Raw genomic sequence first — 16,527 nt, forward strand, 5'->3', positions numbered from 1 at the left:
TCGTAATATCTTATCATATCATTGGGACATATTCCGAACGCTCTGCTATACTCCGCCGCGTTTTCCGTTCTTTAAAATCCAGTGAGAGAGACCGATGCATCCGATGCTTAACATCGCCGTGCGCGCTGCGCGCAAGGCGGGCAATTTAATTGCCAAAAGTTACGAAACACCTGACGCTGTTGAAGCTAGCCAAAAAGGCAGCAATGACTTTGTGACTAACATCGATAAAGAAGCCGAGCGCCTGATTATTGAAGTTATCCGTAAGTCTTATCCAAAACATACCATTATCACCGAAGAAGCTGGTGAACTGGCAGGTGAAGATCAAGATGTGCAATGGGTTATCGATCCACTGGATGGCACTACTAACTTCATTAAACGTTTACCGCATTTCTCTGTTTCTATCGCGGTGCGTATTAAAGGCCGCACCGAAGTTGCCGTTGTTTATGATCCTATGCGTAACGAATTGTTCAGTGCTGTCCGTGGTCAGGGCGCGCAACTGAACGGCTACCGCCTGCGTGGCAGTAATGCACGTGATCTCGACGGCACTGTTCTGGCAACAGGTTTCCCATTCAAACAGAAGCAGTACGCCGCGACTTACATCAATATCATTGGCAAATTGTTTACTCAATGTGCTGATTTCCGCCGCACAGGTTCAGCCGCTCTCGATTTAGCTTATGTCGCCTCTGGCCGTGTCGATGGTTTCTTTGAAATTGGTTTGAAGCCTTGGGATTTCGCTGCAGGAGAACTGCTGGCTCGTGAGTCAGGCAGCCTGGTTTGTGACTTCACTGGTGGCCATAACTACCTGCTGACTGGCAATATTATTGCCGGTAATCCACGTGTGGTAAAATCAATGCTGGCATTGATGCGTGATGAACTGAGCGAAGCCCTGAAACGCTAAGGTTTACCCTCATGTTCAAGTCCTCTTTGAGGGGACTGGCCTTTATTCAAAGGGGAAATACATTTCCCCTTTGTCTTTACTGGCCTTAAAAAGGACGTATGCCCCGGACTACGGGCTGTAAACTGTTCCACATGATCAGGGCCGCCACGACCAGGATTACACCTCCAGCCAGTGCCAGCGTTGACCACCCCACCTGTTGCCACAATACCGAACCACGATTTTTGCTCAGTCTGACAGCCAGAGATCTGCACCCCTGCACCAGCACTGCCAGCCCGGAAAGCGTAAGCGCCGTCCCCACGGCCATCGCGAGGACAGATACTACCCCCCAGCTAAAAACACCAATAATTTTACTGAACAGCAGCACCATAATGGCTCCTGAACATGGTCGTATTCCCATGGATACGACGACCATCAGGTGAGCACGCCAGTCATCCCCCGCGTTAAGCTGTTGTTGATTCGGGATATGCTGATGGCCACAACCACAATGTTCGTTATGGGCATGAACGGGAACAAAAGATCGAAATGTTGACGGTCGGCGGAGCAAGACCCGTAAACGCTGTATGGCACGCCAACAAAGCAATACGCCCAGTCCACCAACCAGTAAATAGCTGCCCTTTTCCAGCCAAAAGCTGCCAAGATGTAATTGCCGGGAGGATAACTGCAGCACAACCAGCATCACGGTTACCAGGGCAATAGCCACCAGCCCCTGCAACAGTGAAGCGGCAAAAGTCAGCTTTAAACTTGTTTTCAGTTTTGAGGGGTGTGTCGCAAGCCAGGTAGTAATAACAATTTTACCGTGCCCGGGTCCCAGGGCATGCAATACCCCATAACTAAAACTTACCGTTAAAAGTGTCCATCCTGCCTTGGCCGGGTTTTCAGCCATCAGACGTAATAGCCCACTCAACTCCTGATTAATAGCGCGCTGCCACTGAGTCGACTGCATTAAAATTTGCGGCCAATAGACCCAAAGTGAAAAGACAGAGAAAGTCGCCACAACAAGAAAAATCAACAATGGCCACCAGTGGAAACCCACCCGTTTCAGGGGCGTTATCATTGACATTGTAAGGTTACCTGTTGAGCGAATTGCTGGCCTAATGCCATATCTTCCGGTGGGGCGTCTTCTTTATCCAGCGCAGCGGCATAAAGTAGCATCTCTTCACTTGGCTCTGGTGTTGCAACAGATATCTGACAACGAGGTGCTAAAGATGGAGGTAAAAAAGCATCTGTATCATGGTCATATTTCATATCAACATAAAATGAGGGATCAAAAGTCGAAAACGTAAAACGGGTTCCCTCAAGCGCCAGGGGCCTGGCCAGCGGTAATACAAAACTAAGCATCGCCTGGTTCCCAACCCGCTCTAACCGATATTCTGGCGGGTTGGAGGTAAACTTCACTTTATTTCCTTGATGCCAGACTTCAGTAAAATAATGCTGCGCCAGCACATTAGCCATGACTTCAGCAGCCAGCTTCTTCCAGACAGGGGAATCTGGTGCCGCATCCCCCGCATCATAGAGCAGGTCTGCGGAGGTGAGGTCATCCATCAACCACTGCATTTTTAGCCCAGTAAACCGTCCCTGATCAATCACTGGGGTCGTTTTAAGGGAAATAAAGCTATGTGGATGGGCTTGTGCAGGGAATGAAACCAGCCCACTCATTAGCAAGATGAACCCAATAATCAGGCCCCGTTTATCATTCATAGATTCCTCTGGATGAATATTTTTTTCGTCAGTAAGGCAAAAAGATACACGCCCAAACCGTGTAAGCATTTCACCCCTGGAAACATATGGTCTGTACCATGTTAAAATCCAGAATGCTTACCGGTTTTTACTTTCACGATAAGCGAGGCAGGTACACCCTGTCTGTATCTGCCTTGATTATCAAAATACTACGATCTGGCACTGACTTTGGGACGTATAAACAGAGCGGGCAAGGCTATCAATGCCATGATCCAGAACATCTGCCCTTGCATATGCTGGTACAAATAGCCCGATAGTAAGGTCATAATTGCGATCCCCCCCCCCATTGCCACCGCTGAATAGACCGATTGCAAACGAATCACTTCATGACCATGGCGAGCCGAGATATAACGCATGGCAGCAAGATGGCAAACGGTGAAACTACCACAGTGCATGATTTGCGTGACAATTAACCATGAAAGTTCAGTGCTCGATGCCATTAACCCCCAGCGCAGAATCCCCGTAATACCCGAAAGTAACAGCAAATCACGCGTCGTCCAGCGGCGAAAAATTCGATGGCTCAAGGCAAAAATGATAATTTCAGCTACCACACTCAGCGACCACAGGTACCCGACCACCGAGGCAGAGTAACCTTCACTCTGCCAGTAAATGGCACTGAAACCATAGTAAGCAGCATGAGCCCCCTGCAATAAAGTGGCGCACGCTAAAAATCGCCAGTCGCCGATAATCAAACGCTTCCATGACGCCCAACCCATCGTTTCCTGATGGGCGATTTTCCCCTCAGGCATAATCGAGGGACGAAGCATCATACCAATCAGCATTGAGGCAATACCAATGCTCATTAACACCAGAATCGCCTGATAGCTGAACTCACTCACCAGTTTTCCGGTAATGGCTGACCCAATCACAAATGCCAGCGATCCCCATAATCTGACACGGCCATAATCAAGGGGAAACTGGCGCTGCCAGGTTCCTGCCAGGGCATCGGTGAGGGGAACCAAAGGTGAAAAGAAGAGGTTAAAACCAACCATAACCATCAGTAACCAGGCTGAGGTCTGGCCGAGCCAAAAGGCCACCATGAAAACAAGAGAGAGTAATGCTAACAGACGTAATGCACTAACCAACCAGCAAGGATTAGTCACCCTGGGGGCGAGTAATAAGCTCCCGAGAAAACGTGCGATGAGCCCTGCTGCCAGTAAAATGCCGATAGTTTCTGGTGATAAGCCGACACCTTCCAGCCACAAACTCCAGAACGGCAAAAAAATGCCGTAACTAAAAAAATAGGTGAAGTAACTCAATGCTAACCAAAGCGTGGATTGAACAACCATGTTTCCTCCCATTTTCAGGGAGCTAGTGTCGGGGATAAGTTATTGTCTTGCAAGTCATCTACGACAATTATGTGGCATATTCACAGGTCATGTGATGACCATATTTAAGCAAGTCACGTGGGACTCAGGTATGAAGATTTTCAGCGGCAGGAAAACAAAAAAGCCATCACACCATGGTGATGGCCTTTTTATTCATCCCATGTTTAGCAACATAGGGAAATTACAGGACCAGAACTTACGCATAAACCGGGAAACGAGCGCAGATATCAAGAACCTTTTGTTTTGTCGCTTCAATGATGGCTTCATCATTAATGTTGTCCAGGATATCACACATCCAGCCAGCCAGTTCTTTCGCTTCCGCTTCTTTAAAACCACGACGAGTGATTGCCGGGCTGCCAATACGAATACCAGAAGTGACAAATGGGCTCTTCGGATCGTTAGGCACACTGTTTTTGTTAACAGTGATATTTGCACGGCCCAGCGCTGCATCAGCTTCTTTGCCCGTCAGGTTTTTATCGACCAGGTCCAGCAGGAACAGATGGTTATCAGTACCACCGGAAACCACGTTATAACCACGTTCCAGGAAGACTTCTACCATTGCTTTAGCGTTTTTAGCCACTTGTTGCTGATAGACTTTAAATTCTGGCTCCAGCGCTTCTTTCAGGGCAACAGCTTTACCGGCGATAACGTGCATCAACGGGCCGCCTTGTCCACCAGGGAACACTGCAGAGTTAAGTTTTTTGTATAACTCTTCACTGCCATCTTTCGCCAGGATCAAGCCACCGCGTGGACCAGCCAGCGTTTTATGGGTTGTCGTGGTAACCACGTGAGCGTGAGGAACTGGGTTTGGATAAACATCAGCAGCGATAAGCCCCGCAACGTGTGCCATATCAACAAACAGATAAGCCCCGACTGAATCAGCGATTTCACGCATTTTAGCCCAGTCAACAACCCCTGAATAGGCAGAGAAACCACCGATAATCATCTTAGGTTTATGTTCTTTAGCCAGTTTTTCCAGCTCGACATAATCAATATGGCCGGTTTCATCGATACCGTAAGGGACGATATTGTATAATTTACCGGAGAAGTTTACCGGGGAGCCATGTGTCAGGTGACCACCGTGAGCCAGATTCATGCCCAGTACAGTATCGCCTGGCTCCAGCAACGCGGTGTAGACGGCAAAGTTAGCCTGAGAGCCTGAGTGAGGTTGAACGTTAGCATAGTCAGCGCCAAACAGTTCTTTAGCCCGGTCGATTGCCAGTTGTTCAACAATATCAACGTACTCACAGCCACCGTAGTAACGTTTGCCTGGGTACCCTTCAGCATATTTGTTCGTCAGCTGCGATCCCTGTGCCTGCATAACACGCGGGCTGGTATAGTTTTCGGAGGCGATCAGCTCGATGTGCTCTTCCTGACGTACTTTCTCTTGTTCCATAGCCTGCCACAATTCGGCATCATAATCGGCAATGTTCATTTCACGCTTTAACATTCGCATCTCCTGACTCAGCTGACGGTAAACTTTTACGACAATAATGGGGAGCCCTTTTGGGCGACAGGCAACAGTGTAAACCGAAATAGAGTTGGGTGATAGGGCTTGATTAAGGTTTTTACGCAAACGATTACCCAGGCATGAGATAAGGGTTCCTTGCAATAAAAAAATTTTCTGTTCGCTGGATAATTTCTCATCAGCATGATGCGCATTTTTCATGTTCAGTGCAACTTGTCCGCGCCTTTCACTGCTTGCCTCACCCTGTCATCCGCCACAGATAACAGCATAAAATAGAGAGTGAGATGAATCTTTAAATCAGAACAGTAGATAGTAGGGATAACGCTACATTAAACATGGTTAATATCTGATTTAATCCGATGATTCCTGCAGTGGAAAATAAAACCTGAAGTGACAGAAAAGGAAAACAGGAAGGAGTGAATATTAATTAACTGGCGAACCCTTAATTTAAAAATATGACAGCCCCTGGATCCGGGTTGAAACGCAGAGGCCTTTTAATAATCCGTTAAATCGCCGCGTCGTCTTCCTCACCGGTACGAATTCGTACCACACGAGCGACATCAAAAACAAAAATTTTACCGTCACCGATTTTCCCGGTCTGTGCCGTACGCACAATAGTGTCCACACAAATATCCACGATATCGTCAGTGACCACCAGCTCAAGCTTAACTTTTGGCAGAAAATCCACCATATACTCAGCGCCACGATAGAGCTCAGTATGGCCCTTCTGACGACCGAAACCTTTAACTTCGGTTACCGTCATCCCTGTGATACCCACTTCGGCCAGTGCTTCTCGCACATCATCGAGCTTGAATGGTTTAATAATTGCATCAATCTTTTTCATGTTATTACGCTTTCCCCAGACCCCATCGTATGCTGCTTTTTGTTATCAATCGGTGATCACTCACACTACCACAGCCTAGTCTTTAAAGTCATTGGCATCGAGTTCATGTCGGGCCAGTAGTTTATAGAACTCTGTTCGGTTTCGCCCAGCCATTCGGGCCGAGTGAGTAACATTACCTTTGGTGATATGTAACAGCTTGCGCAGGTAGTTCAGCTCAAACTGATTCCTGGCCTCAGCAAAGGTCGGCAGCGCACTGTTTTCCCCTTCCAGTGCCTGCTCGACCAATGCCTCATTGATAACCGGTGTTGACGTTAATGCGACACATTGTTCAATCACGTTAACCAACTGACGCACGTTACCCGGCCAACTGGCAGAAATTAATCGCTTCATGGCCTCAGTGGAAAAACTACGTACCAGAGGCTTATGCTTGTCAGCAGACTGGCGTAATAACTGACTTGCCAGCAAAGGAATATCCTCGGCACGTTCATTCAGTGCCGGTATCTTCAGGCTAACCACATTTAAACGGTAGAAGAGATCTTCACGGAACTCACCACGCTCCATCGCTTTTGGCAAATGACGGTGGGTTGCAGAAATAATACGCACATCAATATCTATATCTCGGTTACTGCCAAGCGGGCGTACTTTTCGTTCCTGTAATACTCGTAAGAGTTTCACCTGTAATGAGAGTGGCATATCGCCAATTTCATCAAGAAAAAGAGTGCCACCTTCAGCCGCCTGGAATAACCCTTCCCGCTGGCTAACCGCACCAGTGAACGCCCCCCTGGCATGGCCGAACAACTCTGACTCCAGCAGTTGTTCCGGTAACGCACCGCAATTAATCGCAATAAAGGGTTTTTTACTGCGCGGGCTCGCTTGATGCATCGCTTGCGCCAGCACCTCTTTACCGGTACCACTTTGACCATTAATTAGCACACTCACATCAGACTGGGCGACTTTACGGGCTTGCTCCAACAGACGTAGCATAATAGGGCTTCGAGTAACAATCGTGTCGTGCCACGTTTCATCCCCTGCTGGGATAGTCTGAGCCATGGCATCGTCAATAGCGCGATAGAGCGCGTCTTTATCGACGGGCTTTGTCAAAAAGCTGAAGACCCCTTGCTGTGTTGCCATCACCGCTTCGGGGATCGAACCATGGGCGGTGAGAATAATCACGGGCATGCCCGGCTGGGCTTTTTGAATTTCACCAAAAAGCGCCATCCCGTCCATTTCATCCATTCGCAGATCGCTAATCACCAAATCAATTTGGTCACGCCCTAATGCGCGTAATCCTTCCGCTCCACTCTCCGCAGTGGTGACAGTATAGCCTTCACTCGTCAGACGCATTCCCAGTAGCTTTAACAACCCGGGATCATCATCCACTAGCAATAAACGCGCCCGCTTATGTGACGTCATGGTTGAATCTCCTGAAGTGATTGGTCGCTTGTATCCTGGCTGTCCTTACTGTGGGCTTCTGGCACATAGTTACTGCCTGGTTTACGGTTGGAAAGTTGACGCTCAATATCAGATAGCGTCTCCAGTTTACGAGTGGTAACTTCCAGCTCACCGCTCAGTCGTTGCTGCGCCTGGCGCAGTTCATCAAGTTGTTCGTCTGTTACCTGCTGCAATTTACTGTAGCGATTACGCTCTTCTGACAGTTTTAGCTGTGAACGCTCCCCATCACGCCAGAGAATAAACAGGGATCGTACCTGCAGGGGAATGTCCGTTGCCAGCATATCGAGCTGCTGCATGTAGCGCCTTCTTTCAACCGGAGTTATTTTAGCCGGGGACAAAAGAATCCCCCGCTTAAAGGTATCTTGCCAGGTGAGAGCGGGCCACTCACGCGCCTCTGTTCTGGCCTCTGCAGGTGACAACCGCTGGGCGCACTCCATGCCCCGTAACCAGTAAAGCGGATTTGCCAGAGTTGACGGCTCTTCTTGTTGCCAGATATCAGCACATTGGGTCGAAAGATAATCCGGCAACTGCTTTTCAGGCTGGCGAGTCTGATTCGGGGTTTGTGGATGATTTAACTCAGGTAAAGACGCACAACTACTGAGCATACTGCACCCGGACACCAGTGTAATGGCTGCCAGACGTGATAATACCGTGCCACTTAACCGGGATAATAAACAGGCTTTCATAGAGTGACATTATCCTCGGGGAAAACAGGTAATTCGATGCGAAAACAGACGTCGGCTTTCCCATCATCGATTAAATAGAGTTTACCTTTCATACGATGAATACAATCTCTGGCAATACTTAACCCCAGGCCACTGCCTTTCACTGAACCTTTACGCTGTAACGTTCCTTGATAAAAAGGCTCAAAGATCATTTTTCTTTCTGATTCAGGAATCCCTTGCCCGGTATTAGCAACCTCAATATGCAACATACTGCCCGAAGGCCGGCTGCGTATGTAAATGGTACCGGATTCTGCCCCATAGTACACCGCATTGGAATAGAGATTATCCAGCACGCTCATTAACAGCACAGGCTCCGCAAGACAGGCAACGGTAGCCAGCGAGGATTCCGTATGCATATGCTTCGCCCTGGCAGGTAAACTATGGGCAGCAATAACGCCCTCAACCAAAGGAGTCAGGTCCACTTTTTCCCGTTCGACAATACCATCACTCACGCGGCGGTTATAATCCAGTAACTGTTCGATCAGTCTTTGTAAATGGCGGCTGCTGTTATCAAGAATTTCCACCACCTCTTTTTGCTCCAGGGTTAGCGGGCCGGCGACCTGATCAGCGAGTAATTCCGTCCCTTCTCGCATACTGGCAAGAGGTGTTTTTAATTCATGGGAGATATGCCGTAAAAATTCATGCCGCTGGGACTCCAGCCAGCGAAGACGTTCGCTTAACCATACAATACGCTGCCCGACGGAACGCAGCTCTCTGGGACCTTTAAAATTTTCATTCTCTTCCAGTAAGCGCCCCTCACCCAGGTGTTTAATCATTCTTTCAATGCTTTTGACCGGGCCGATTATCATACGGGTAAAAATGATCACCAGTGTCAGGCTCAGTAAGAACAAGACCAGGGCCTGCCAGCCAAAAAACTGACCTCGCTGGGCAATATCCTGCTGAAGTTGCTGTCCCCTGGAAAAGATGATATCCCGCGTCGCCTGAAGCATTTCCGCATTACTCGTGGCAAAGCGTTCCAGTTCATGGAGAGCTTCACTGTCCGGCGCATTATTATGGCACTGAAGCGTTGCGAGCTCGTCTAAGGTGTGGCTTAGTCTTTGGAGCAGATTAACATCCACAATGATGGTGGCATGCGCGTCCAGCATTTGAGCATAGCGCTTATGCTGATTCTGATAGACATTCGACAAACGTGAGTCATCCAGTACGCAATACTGGCGATAACTGCGCTCCATCTCCAGTGCAATATTCGTCATGGTTTCGCTACGGCGAGCATCTGCAAGCGTACTGCTGTTAGCTTGCTCAGCCTGAGCACTCAGCATATTCAGGCTTTGCCATGCCTGCCATGCAAGCACTAACAGGGGAACCAAAACCAAGAAAAAGGCCATCATCACAAGCTGTCGTAGTGATCGGGGAAAGAAATGCCACTGGTTCAATTGATTCATCTCATTTTATCGTTCAGACAAGATGCTAGCTGTGATTGAAACTGGTTTAAAGCTGAGTTTTCAGAAACAACAAAGGCAGGGTATAAACCCTGCCTTTGTTTATGAATTAGGCGGCGCCTTACTCAACGTTTCGCCCTGTGCATGATAAGCCCGAAAGCATTTATCAAAAGTTGGACGGCAGGCACCTTTATGTGCGTCATTCGGAGGTTTATGTAGTCTGTTTAAAAAACGCTGACATAGAAAGGTGAATGAGCAACGCACAGAATAATGCACGAAACGTGCCAGTATGTAAATACAATAATCAACACATTGATTAATAATAATTTTATTTATTAATAAAAAACATAAAGCAGGAATGACACCCCCTGAAGTGTCGCCAAAAAGAGACAAAAAAATGGCGTTATATTTATTTATATAAATAACAATATGTTACATGTCTCCATATTGAGACAGCTTACAGTGCTGGTGTCGTGATTTAGTGACAAAAAAAACCCTCGTGATTAAACGAGGGTTTTATTGATTTGTTACGTAGTTTATAACCGATTACAGCATCAGCCTAGCTGTTTGCGTGCGTTACGGAAAATACGCATCCACGGGCTGTCTTCCCCCCACTCTGCTGGATGCCAGGAGTTACTTACGGTACGGAATACACGCTCAGGGTGTGGCATCATAATCGTAACGCGACCATCTTCACTGCTTACCGCCGTAATCCCATCAGGTGAACCATTAGGATTCGCCGGGTAACGTTCGGTAACCGATCCGCTATTATCAATAAAACGCAAAGCGACCAGGCCTTTATTCTGCAGTGCCGTTAAGTGGGCTGCATCACGGACTTCAACACGGCCTTCCCCATGGGATACCGCAATCGGCATATGTGAACCAGCCATTCCCTGCAACAACAGTGATGGGCTGTCAGTAACTTCTACCAGGCTAAAACGTGCTTCAAAACGATCAGACTGATTGCGAACAAAACGCGGCCATAACTCGCTACCCGGGATGATTTCACGCAGGTTGGACATCATCTGACAGCCATTACAGACACCTAAAGCCAGAGTCTGTGGCCGCAGGAAGAATTCAGCGAATTCATCACGCACACGCGGATTAAACAGAATGGATTTCGCCCAACCTTCACCCGCTCCCAGAACGTCACCATAGGAGAAACCACCACAGGCTACCAAGGCCTGGACATGATCCAGCCCCGTGCGTCCGGCAAGCAAATCACTCATATGGACGTCAATTGCATCAAAGCCGGCGCGGTGGAATGCCGCTGCCATCTCAACATGGGAGTTAACCCCCTGTTCCCGTAAGATAGCTACTTTCGGGCGAGCCCCTGTGGCAATGAACGGCGCAGCAATATCTTCTGCGATATTAAAGTTTAGCTTAACATTCAGCCCGGGGTCCTTATCGTCCGCCTTCGCCTGGTGTTCCTGATCAGCACACTCCGGGTTATCACGCAGGCGCTGCATCTGCCAAGTGGTTTCAGCCCACCACATACGTAAAGTGGTCCGGCTTTCGCTAAAGACAGACTCACCGTCAGCGGTCAGGACAAAATGGTCCCCTGCGACGGCTTTACCAAGGTAGTGCACACAGCCAGCCAGGCCATGTTCAGCAAGACATTGCTCCACAGCTGGACGATCAGACTCACGAACCTGAATCACCCCGCCTAACTCTTCGTTAAACAAAGCAGCGAGTCGATCACGCCCAAGGCCGGTAATATCAGCCTCAATACCACAGTGACCACTAAATGCCATCTCAGCCAGTGTTACTAACAACCCGCCGTCAGAACGATCGTGCCACGCCAGTAACTTACGTTCAGCAACCAATGCCTGCATGGCATGCCAGAACCCTTTCAGCTGTTCAGTGCTACGGACATCTGCCGGTTTGTCACCGAGCTGGCGATAAACTTGTGCCAGCGCGGTTGCCCCCAGGGCATTGTGGCCTGCGCCTAAATCAATCAGCAGCAGTGCATTCTCTTCTGTGCTTAACTCCGGTGTCACTGTCCCACGGACATCTTCAACACGGGCAAAAGCCGTAATCACCAGCGACAACGGTGACGTCATCTCTTTAGTGGTATCATCCTGTTGCCAGCGGGTTTTCATCGACATGGAATCTTTGCCCACCGGGATAGTCAATCCCAGCGCAGGGCAGAGTTCTTCACCCACAGCTTTAACTGCTTCATAGAGACCCGCATCTTCCCCTGGGTGTCCGGCCGCTGACATCCAGTTAGCAGAAAGTTTCACGTGCTTAAGAGAACCAATTTGAGTCGCGGCAATGTTGGTCAGGGCTTCACCAACAGCAAGACGCGCCGATGCGGCGAAATCCAGCAATGCCACAGGAGCGCGTTCTCCGATGGACATGGCTTCACCGTAGTAGCTGTCAAGGCTTGCTGTTGTCACGGCGCAATCCGCAACCGGGATCTGCCACGGGCCAACCATTTGATCGCGTGAAACCATGCCGGTCACAGTACGATCACCAATTGTTACCAGGAAGGTTTTTTCAGCCACGGTAGGCAGGTGTAAAACCCGTTTAACCGCCTCAGCAAGGGTGACAGCACCCACATCCAGGGCGTCACCTTTGGCTGTCAGTGTTTCAACGTTGCGTTCCATTTTAGGCGTTTTACCCAGTAAAACATCCAGTGGCATATCAATAGGCTGATTGTCAAAGTGACGATCATTCAAGGTCAGTTGTCGCTCTTCGGTCGCTTCCCCGATCACCGCATAAGGTGCTCGCTCCCGGCGGCATAAAGCATCAAACAGAGGTAACTGTTCTGGCAGTACGGCCAGGACATATCGCTCCTGAGACTCATTACACCATACCTCTAATGGGCTCATTCCGGGTTCATCATTCAAGATGTCCCGCAACTCAAAACGACCACCGCGGCCACCATCACTCACCAGTTCAGGCATAGCATTAGAGAGACCACCCGCACCAACATCATGGATAAAGACGATGGGGTTCTGGTCACCCAGTTGCCAGCAGCGATCGATAACTTCCTGGCAACGACGTTCCATCTCTGGGTTATCACGCTGCACAGAAGCAAAATCCAGATCCGCATCAGACTGACCTGAGGCCATAGAAGAAGCTGCCCCCCCTCCCAAACCAATATTCATGGCCGGGCCACCAAGTACAATCAGCTTGGCTCCTGGAGGAATTTCACCTTTTTGTACATGGTCAGCGCGAATATTACCTATCCCGCCAGCCAGCATAACCGGTTTATGGTAACCACGGAGTTCAACACCGTTATGACTGTTGACTTGCTCTTCATAGGTGCGGAAATACCCCGTAAGGGCAGGACGACCAAACTCGTTATTAAATGCCGCTCCTCCGAGGGGGCCTTCAGTCATAATGTCCAGCGCACTGACAATACGGTCAGGTTTACCGAAGTCCTGCTCCCAGGGCTGTTCAAAACCAGGAATACGCAAATTGGATACGGAAAAACCGACTAAACCAGCCTTGGGTTTGGCCCCGCGTCCGGTCGCACCTTCATCACGAATCTCACCGCCTGAGCCTGTTGCCGCTCCAGGCCAGGGCGAAATAGCCGTTGGATGGTTATGGGTCTCTACTTTCATCAGGATATGGGCTTCTTCCTGATGGTATTCGTAGCTTCCTGAGTCATGGTCTGCAAAAAAACGCCCCACCGAGGAGCCTTCCATGACGGCGGCATTATCTTTATAAGCCGACAACACATGATCAGGCGTTTTTTCAAAAGTATTCTTGATCATTTTAAACAGCGATTTAGGCTGTTTTTCACCATCAATTATCCAGTCCGCATTGAATATTTTATGGCGGCAATGTTCCGAGTTCGCCTGGGCGAACATATAGAGTTCGATATCATTAGGGTTACGGCCCAGCTGGGTAAAAGCCGTTTGCAGATAGTCAATCTCATCGTCTGCCAGGGCCAGTCCGAGACGAATATTTGCTTCAACCAGTGCTTCACGACCTTTGCCTGACAGATCGACACTTTGAACCGGGGCTGGACTCTGCTGGACAAACAGCTGCGCGGCATCTTCAAGAGAGGGAAACACGCTCTCCATCATGCGGTCATGCAATAACTCAGCGACTGCTTTCCACTGGCTATCATTAAAATTGTCGGCATGAATGTACCAGGCAATCCCACGCTCCAGTCGTTTGATCTGTGGCAGGTCACAGTTATGTGCAATATCCGTGGCTTTAGAGGACCAGGGGGAGATGGTTCCAGGACGCGGTGTTACCAGCAGTAAATGACCACCAGGAGCGTGTTCTGCGAGGGTTGGACCATACTGAAGTAACCGTTGCAGGCGGGCAGACTCATCAGCATTTAGCGGAGCATCCAGATAAGCAAAGTGCACATACTCAGCGTAAATATCGCTGACAGGTAAATGAGCTTCGTTAAATCTGGTCAAAAGTTTGTTAATACGAAATGCCGAAAGTGCAGGTGAACCACGCAGAATTTCCATCATTAAAGATCTCTCGTCTTCAGGGCGAAGGGGGGGAAAACGGGGCCATTATAAAGAATCATCAGCTTCTACGAAACCGTTTGCGTATAAATATCCGCAGATGTTTTTATTGATTGTTTTTTGAACACCAATTTCTTAAATGTTGCTTACTGCCGTTTTCTTACGCAAAATGCGCCTCATATTATGAAGAGACTCCTCCACACTTATGTTTATTGTTGGCTAAGACCTTATCGTTGCAGACCTCTATTTCTTTGAAAAAAATTAAGATTTATTATCTGCTTATCGGTGTCGTCACCTTGTTGCTGGCAGTGGCATTATGGCCCTCCCTCCCAGGTTTCAACCAAACCGAAAACCGTATCGCCGCTATAAAATCGCGGGGGATTTTGCACGTCAGTACGATTGTTTCCCCCGTGACGTATAACATCATTAATGAAAAAGCCTCCGGTTTTGATTACGAACTGGCCCAGCTCTTTGCAGACTACTTGAATGTTAAACTGAGCATCACACCACGTAACACGATCAGTGATTTGTTTGATGATCTTGATAAGGGCAGTGCTGACTTACTGGCCGCAGGATTGATCTACAACACCAAACGCAGCCAAAACTATCAGCCAGGCCCAACTTACTATTATGTTTCCCAGCAGATGGTCTCCCAGGTTGGTCGCCCGCGCCCAAAAGATTTATCTGGAATGAATGGCAGTCAGCTACTGCTTTCTGCTGGGCATGGTGTCATTGACGTACTCGAACAACTTAAAGAGAGCCGCTACCCGGATTTGAGCTGGTCAGTTTCTGACAAACAGACCAGTAACCAGTTACTGAAAGATGTCGTTGACGGTACTGTTCCCTTCACCATTGCAGACTCCATTGCTGTTGGCCTGTTCCAGCGGGTTCACCCGCAACTGGCCGTGGCCCTGGATATTACCGATGAACAGCCGGTAACCTGGTTCTCTGCACGGGATAATGACGACAGCATGAGTGCGGCGTTACTCGACTTTTATAATCAAATAAGCAGTAACGGTACCCTGGCAAGGCTGGAAGAAAAATACCTCGGACATATTGGTAATTTTAATTATGTGGATACGCGTACCTTTCTTAATGCAGTTGACAGAGTTCTTCCGGATTTACAGCCGTTATTTGAGCAATATGCGGATGAGATAGACTGGACTTTACTCGCCGCCATCTCCTATCAAGAGTCACACTGGGATACCCATGCCACCTCTCCAACAGGAGTACGTGGCCTGATGATGCTGACAAGAAACACAGCCCAGAGTGTCGGCGTCACCGACCGTCTGGATGCAGAACAGAGTATCAGTGGCGGGAGTCGATACCTGAAGGATATGATGAGTAAAATCCCGGATTCAGTACCGGAAGATGAGCGCATCTGGTTTGCGCTAACGGCTTATAATATTGGGTATGCTCATATGATGGATGCTCGCCAACTCACATTGTTGCAAAAAGGCGATCCCGATAGTTGGGCTGAGGTAAAAACCCGTTTACCACTACTCAGTCAGAAGCCGTATTATAGCCAGACCAGTTATGGGTATGCCCGTGGTCACGAAGCTTACGCCTACGTGGAAAATATTCGCAAATATCACCTGAGTCTGGAGGGCTATTTGCTGGAAAAAGAGAAACAAACAGCACAGGAAGAAAAATTCGCCGAAGCCTATCCTCTGGTCACCCAGGATGAACTCGCTACTCTGCCACCTTATGGACCTTTTCCCTTAGGGCTTTCTTTTCCAGACGACGTTCGCGAAAAAAATCGCTCAACATGGATGAACAGTCCGCTGCCATTATTCCCTCAGTGATCTGGATTTTATGATTCATTCCTGGATGTCCTAACACATCCATCAACGAACCACTCGCCCCTGTTTTTGCATCTCTGGCACCAAAAACAAGCCGGCCTATACGGCTGTGTACCATGGCACCAGCACACATCACACAAGGTTCTAGCGTGACATAGAGAGTCGTATTCAGCAGGCGATAGTTTTGCAGTACCAGCCCTCCTTGACGCAGGGCCATGATTTCAGCATGCGCAGTAGGATCATGGTGACCAATGGGCCGGTTCCAGCCTTCACCTATTACTCTGCCTTCATATACCAGCACTGCACCTACGGGGATTTCACCCTCCTCCCAGGCACGCTGTGCCAGCGTCAGAGCATGGCGCATCCAGTATTCATCTGTTGCTTCGGTTTCCGACACTTTTGTCTCCCTACGGGCTATAGCGGGCGCGCATTAT

Annotated in this window: 12 protein-coding genes; 2 read left to right on the plus strand and 10 right to left on the minus strand. The window is 48.8% G+C overall.

What is annotated here, in order from left to right:
- Positions 1–94 precede the first annotated feature (94 nt).
- Positions 95–898 carry an inositol-1-monophosphatase gene (gene suhB, locus JK154_RS11810; protein ID WP_211992733.1) on the plus strand — a complete coding sequence of 268 codons (804 nt, stop codon included), beginning with the start codon at positions 95–97 and terminating at the stop codon, positions 896–898.
- A gap of 85 nt (positions 899–983) precedes the next feature.
- Here suhB and JK154_RS11815 read toward each other — a convergent pair whose 3' ends face one another.
- The 9 genes from JK154_RS11815 to purL all read right to left on the minus strand — a co-directional run bounded on the left by JK154_RS11815 (position 984) and on the right by purL (position 14,294).
- Positions 984–1,958, minus strand: coding sequence for a nickel/cobalt transporter (locus JK154_RS11815; protein ID WP_211992734.1), 975 nt, complete (start codon positions 1,956–1,958; stop codon positions 984–986).
- Positions 1,949–2,596 carry a DUF1007 family protein gene (locus JK154_RS11820; protein ID WP_211992735.1) on the minus strand — a complete coding sequence of 216 codons (648 nt, stop codon included), beginning with the start codon at positions 2,594–2,596 and terminating at the stop codon, positions 1,949–1,951. The genes JK154_RS11815 and JK154_RS11820 overlap by 10 nt, the downstream gene beginning before the upstream one ends.
- A gap of 188 nt (positions 2,597–2,784) precedes the next feature.
- On the minus strand, positions 2,785–3,924 hold the full coding sequence (locus JK154_RS11825; protein WP_211992736.1) for a 3-phenylpropionate MFS transporter: 1,140 nt from the start codon (positions 3,922–3,924) through the stop codon (positions 2,785–2,787).
- Between the two features lie 235 nt (positions 3,925–4,159).
- A complete protein-coding gene (gene glyA, locus JK154_RS11830; protein WP_211992795.1) occupies positions 4,160–5,413 on the minus strand; it encodes a serine hydroxymethyltransferase in 1,254 nt (417 codons plus the stop codon).
- 523 nt (positions 5,414–5,936) lie between these two features.
- Entirely contained in the window at positions 5,937–6,275 is a 339-nt protein-coding gene (gene glnB / locus JK154_RS11835) for a nitrogen regulatory protein P-II (protein ID WP_211992737.1), read from the minus strand.
- Positions 6,276–6,350: 75 nt separating this feature from the next.
- The gene (gene glrR / locus JK154_RS11840) at positions 6,351–7,688 is read right to left on the minus strand and encodes a two-component system response regulator GlrR (protein WP_211992738.1); all 1,338 of its coding nucleotides are present in this window, start codon (positions 7,686–7,688) and stop codon (positions 6,351–6,353) included.
- Positions 7,685–8,413, minus strand: a complete 729-nt coding sequence (qseG, locus tag JK154_RS11845; protein WP_211992739.1) for a two-component system QseEF-associated lipoprotein QseG — start codon at positions 8,411–8,413, stop codon at positions 7,685–7,687. The genes glrR and qseG overlap by 4 nt, the downstream gene beginning before the upstream one ends.
- The gene (locus JK154_RS11850) at positions 8,410–9,846 is read right to left on the minus strand and encodes a HAMP domain-containing sensor histidine kinase (protein ID WP_211992796.1); all 1,437 of its coding nucleotides are present in this window, start codon (positions 9,844–9,846) and stop codon (positions 8,410–8,412) included. The genes qseG and JK154_RS11850 overlap by 4 nt, the downstream gene beginning before the upstream one ends.
- A gap of 560 nt (positions 9,847–10,406) precedes the next feature.
- On the minus strand, positions 10,407–14,294 hold the full coding sequence (purL, locus tag JK154_RS11855) for a phosphoribosylformylglycinamidine synthase (RefSeq protein ID WP_211992740.1): 3,888 nt from the start codon (positions 14,292–14,294) through the stop codon (positions 10,407–10,409).
- Positions 14,295–14,542: 248 nt separating this feature from the next.
- Here purL and mltF point away from each other — a divergent pair, with 248 nt between their 5' ends.
- Positions 14,543–16,096: a membrane-bound lytic murein transglycosylase MltF gene (gene mltF / locus JK154_RS11860; RefSeq protein WP_211992741.1), complete on the plus strand. Its 1,554-nt coding sequence runs from the start codon at positions 14,543–14,545 to the stop codon at positions 16,094–16,096.
- On the opposite strand, the gene tadA is transcribed toward mltF, so the two are convergent.
- Positions 15,984–16,490, minus strand: a complete 507-nt coding sequence (tadA, locus tag JK154_RS11865; RefSeq protein ID WP_211992742.1) for a tRNA adenosine(34) deaminase TadA — start codon at positions 16,488–16,490, stop codon at positions 15,984–15,986. The two genes, mltF and tadA, sit on opposite strands and share 113 nt — an antisense overlap.
- Positions 16,491–16,527 lie beyond the last annotated feature (37 nt).

This window comes from Citrobacter sp. JGM124 (assembly GCF_018257795.1).
Taxonomy (GTDB): Bacteria; Pseudomonadota; Gammaproteobacteria; order Enterobacterales; family Enterobacteriaceae; genus JGM124.

Excerpts from the sequence above, each read along its gene's own strand:
- suhB (WP_211992733.1), top strand. The coding sequence starts at position 95 with ATGCATCCGATGCTTAACATCGCCGTGCGCGCTGCGCGCAAGGCGGGC.
- JK154_RS11815 (WP_211992734.1), bottom strand. The coding sequence starts at position 1,958 with ATGTCAATGATAACGCCCCTGAAACGGGTGGGTTTCCACTGGTGGCCA.
- JK154_RS11820 (WP_211992735.1), bottom strand. The coding sequence starts at position 2,596 with ATGAATGATAAACGGGGCCTGATTATTGGGTTCATCTTGCTAATGAGT.
- JK154_RS11825 (WP_211992736.1), bottom strand. The coding sequence starts at position 3,924 with ATGGTTGTTCAATCCACGCTTTGGTTAGCATTGAGTTACTTCACCTAT.
- glyA (WP_211992795.1), bottom strand. The coding sequence starts at position 5,413 with ATGTTAAAGCGTGAAATGAACATTGCCGATTATGATGCCGAATTGTGG.
- glnB (WP_211992737.1), bottom strand. The coding sequence starts at position 6,275 with ATGAAAAAGATTGATGCAATTATTAAACCATTCAAGCTCGATGATGTG.
- glrR (WP_211992738.1), bottom strand. The coding sequence starts at position 7,688 with ATGACGTCACATAAGCGGGCGCGTTTATTGCTAGTGGATGATGATCCC.
- qseG (WP_211992739.1), bottom strand. The coding sequence starts at position 8,413 with ATGAAAGCCTGTTTATTATCCCGGTTAAGTGGCACGGTATTATCACGT.
- purL (WP_211992740.1), bottom strand. The coding sequence starts at position 14,294 with ATGATGGAAATTCTGCGTGGTTCACCTGCACTTTCGGCATTTCGTATT.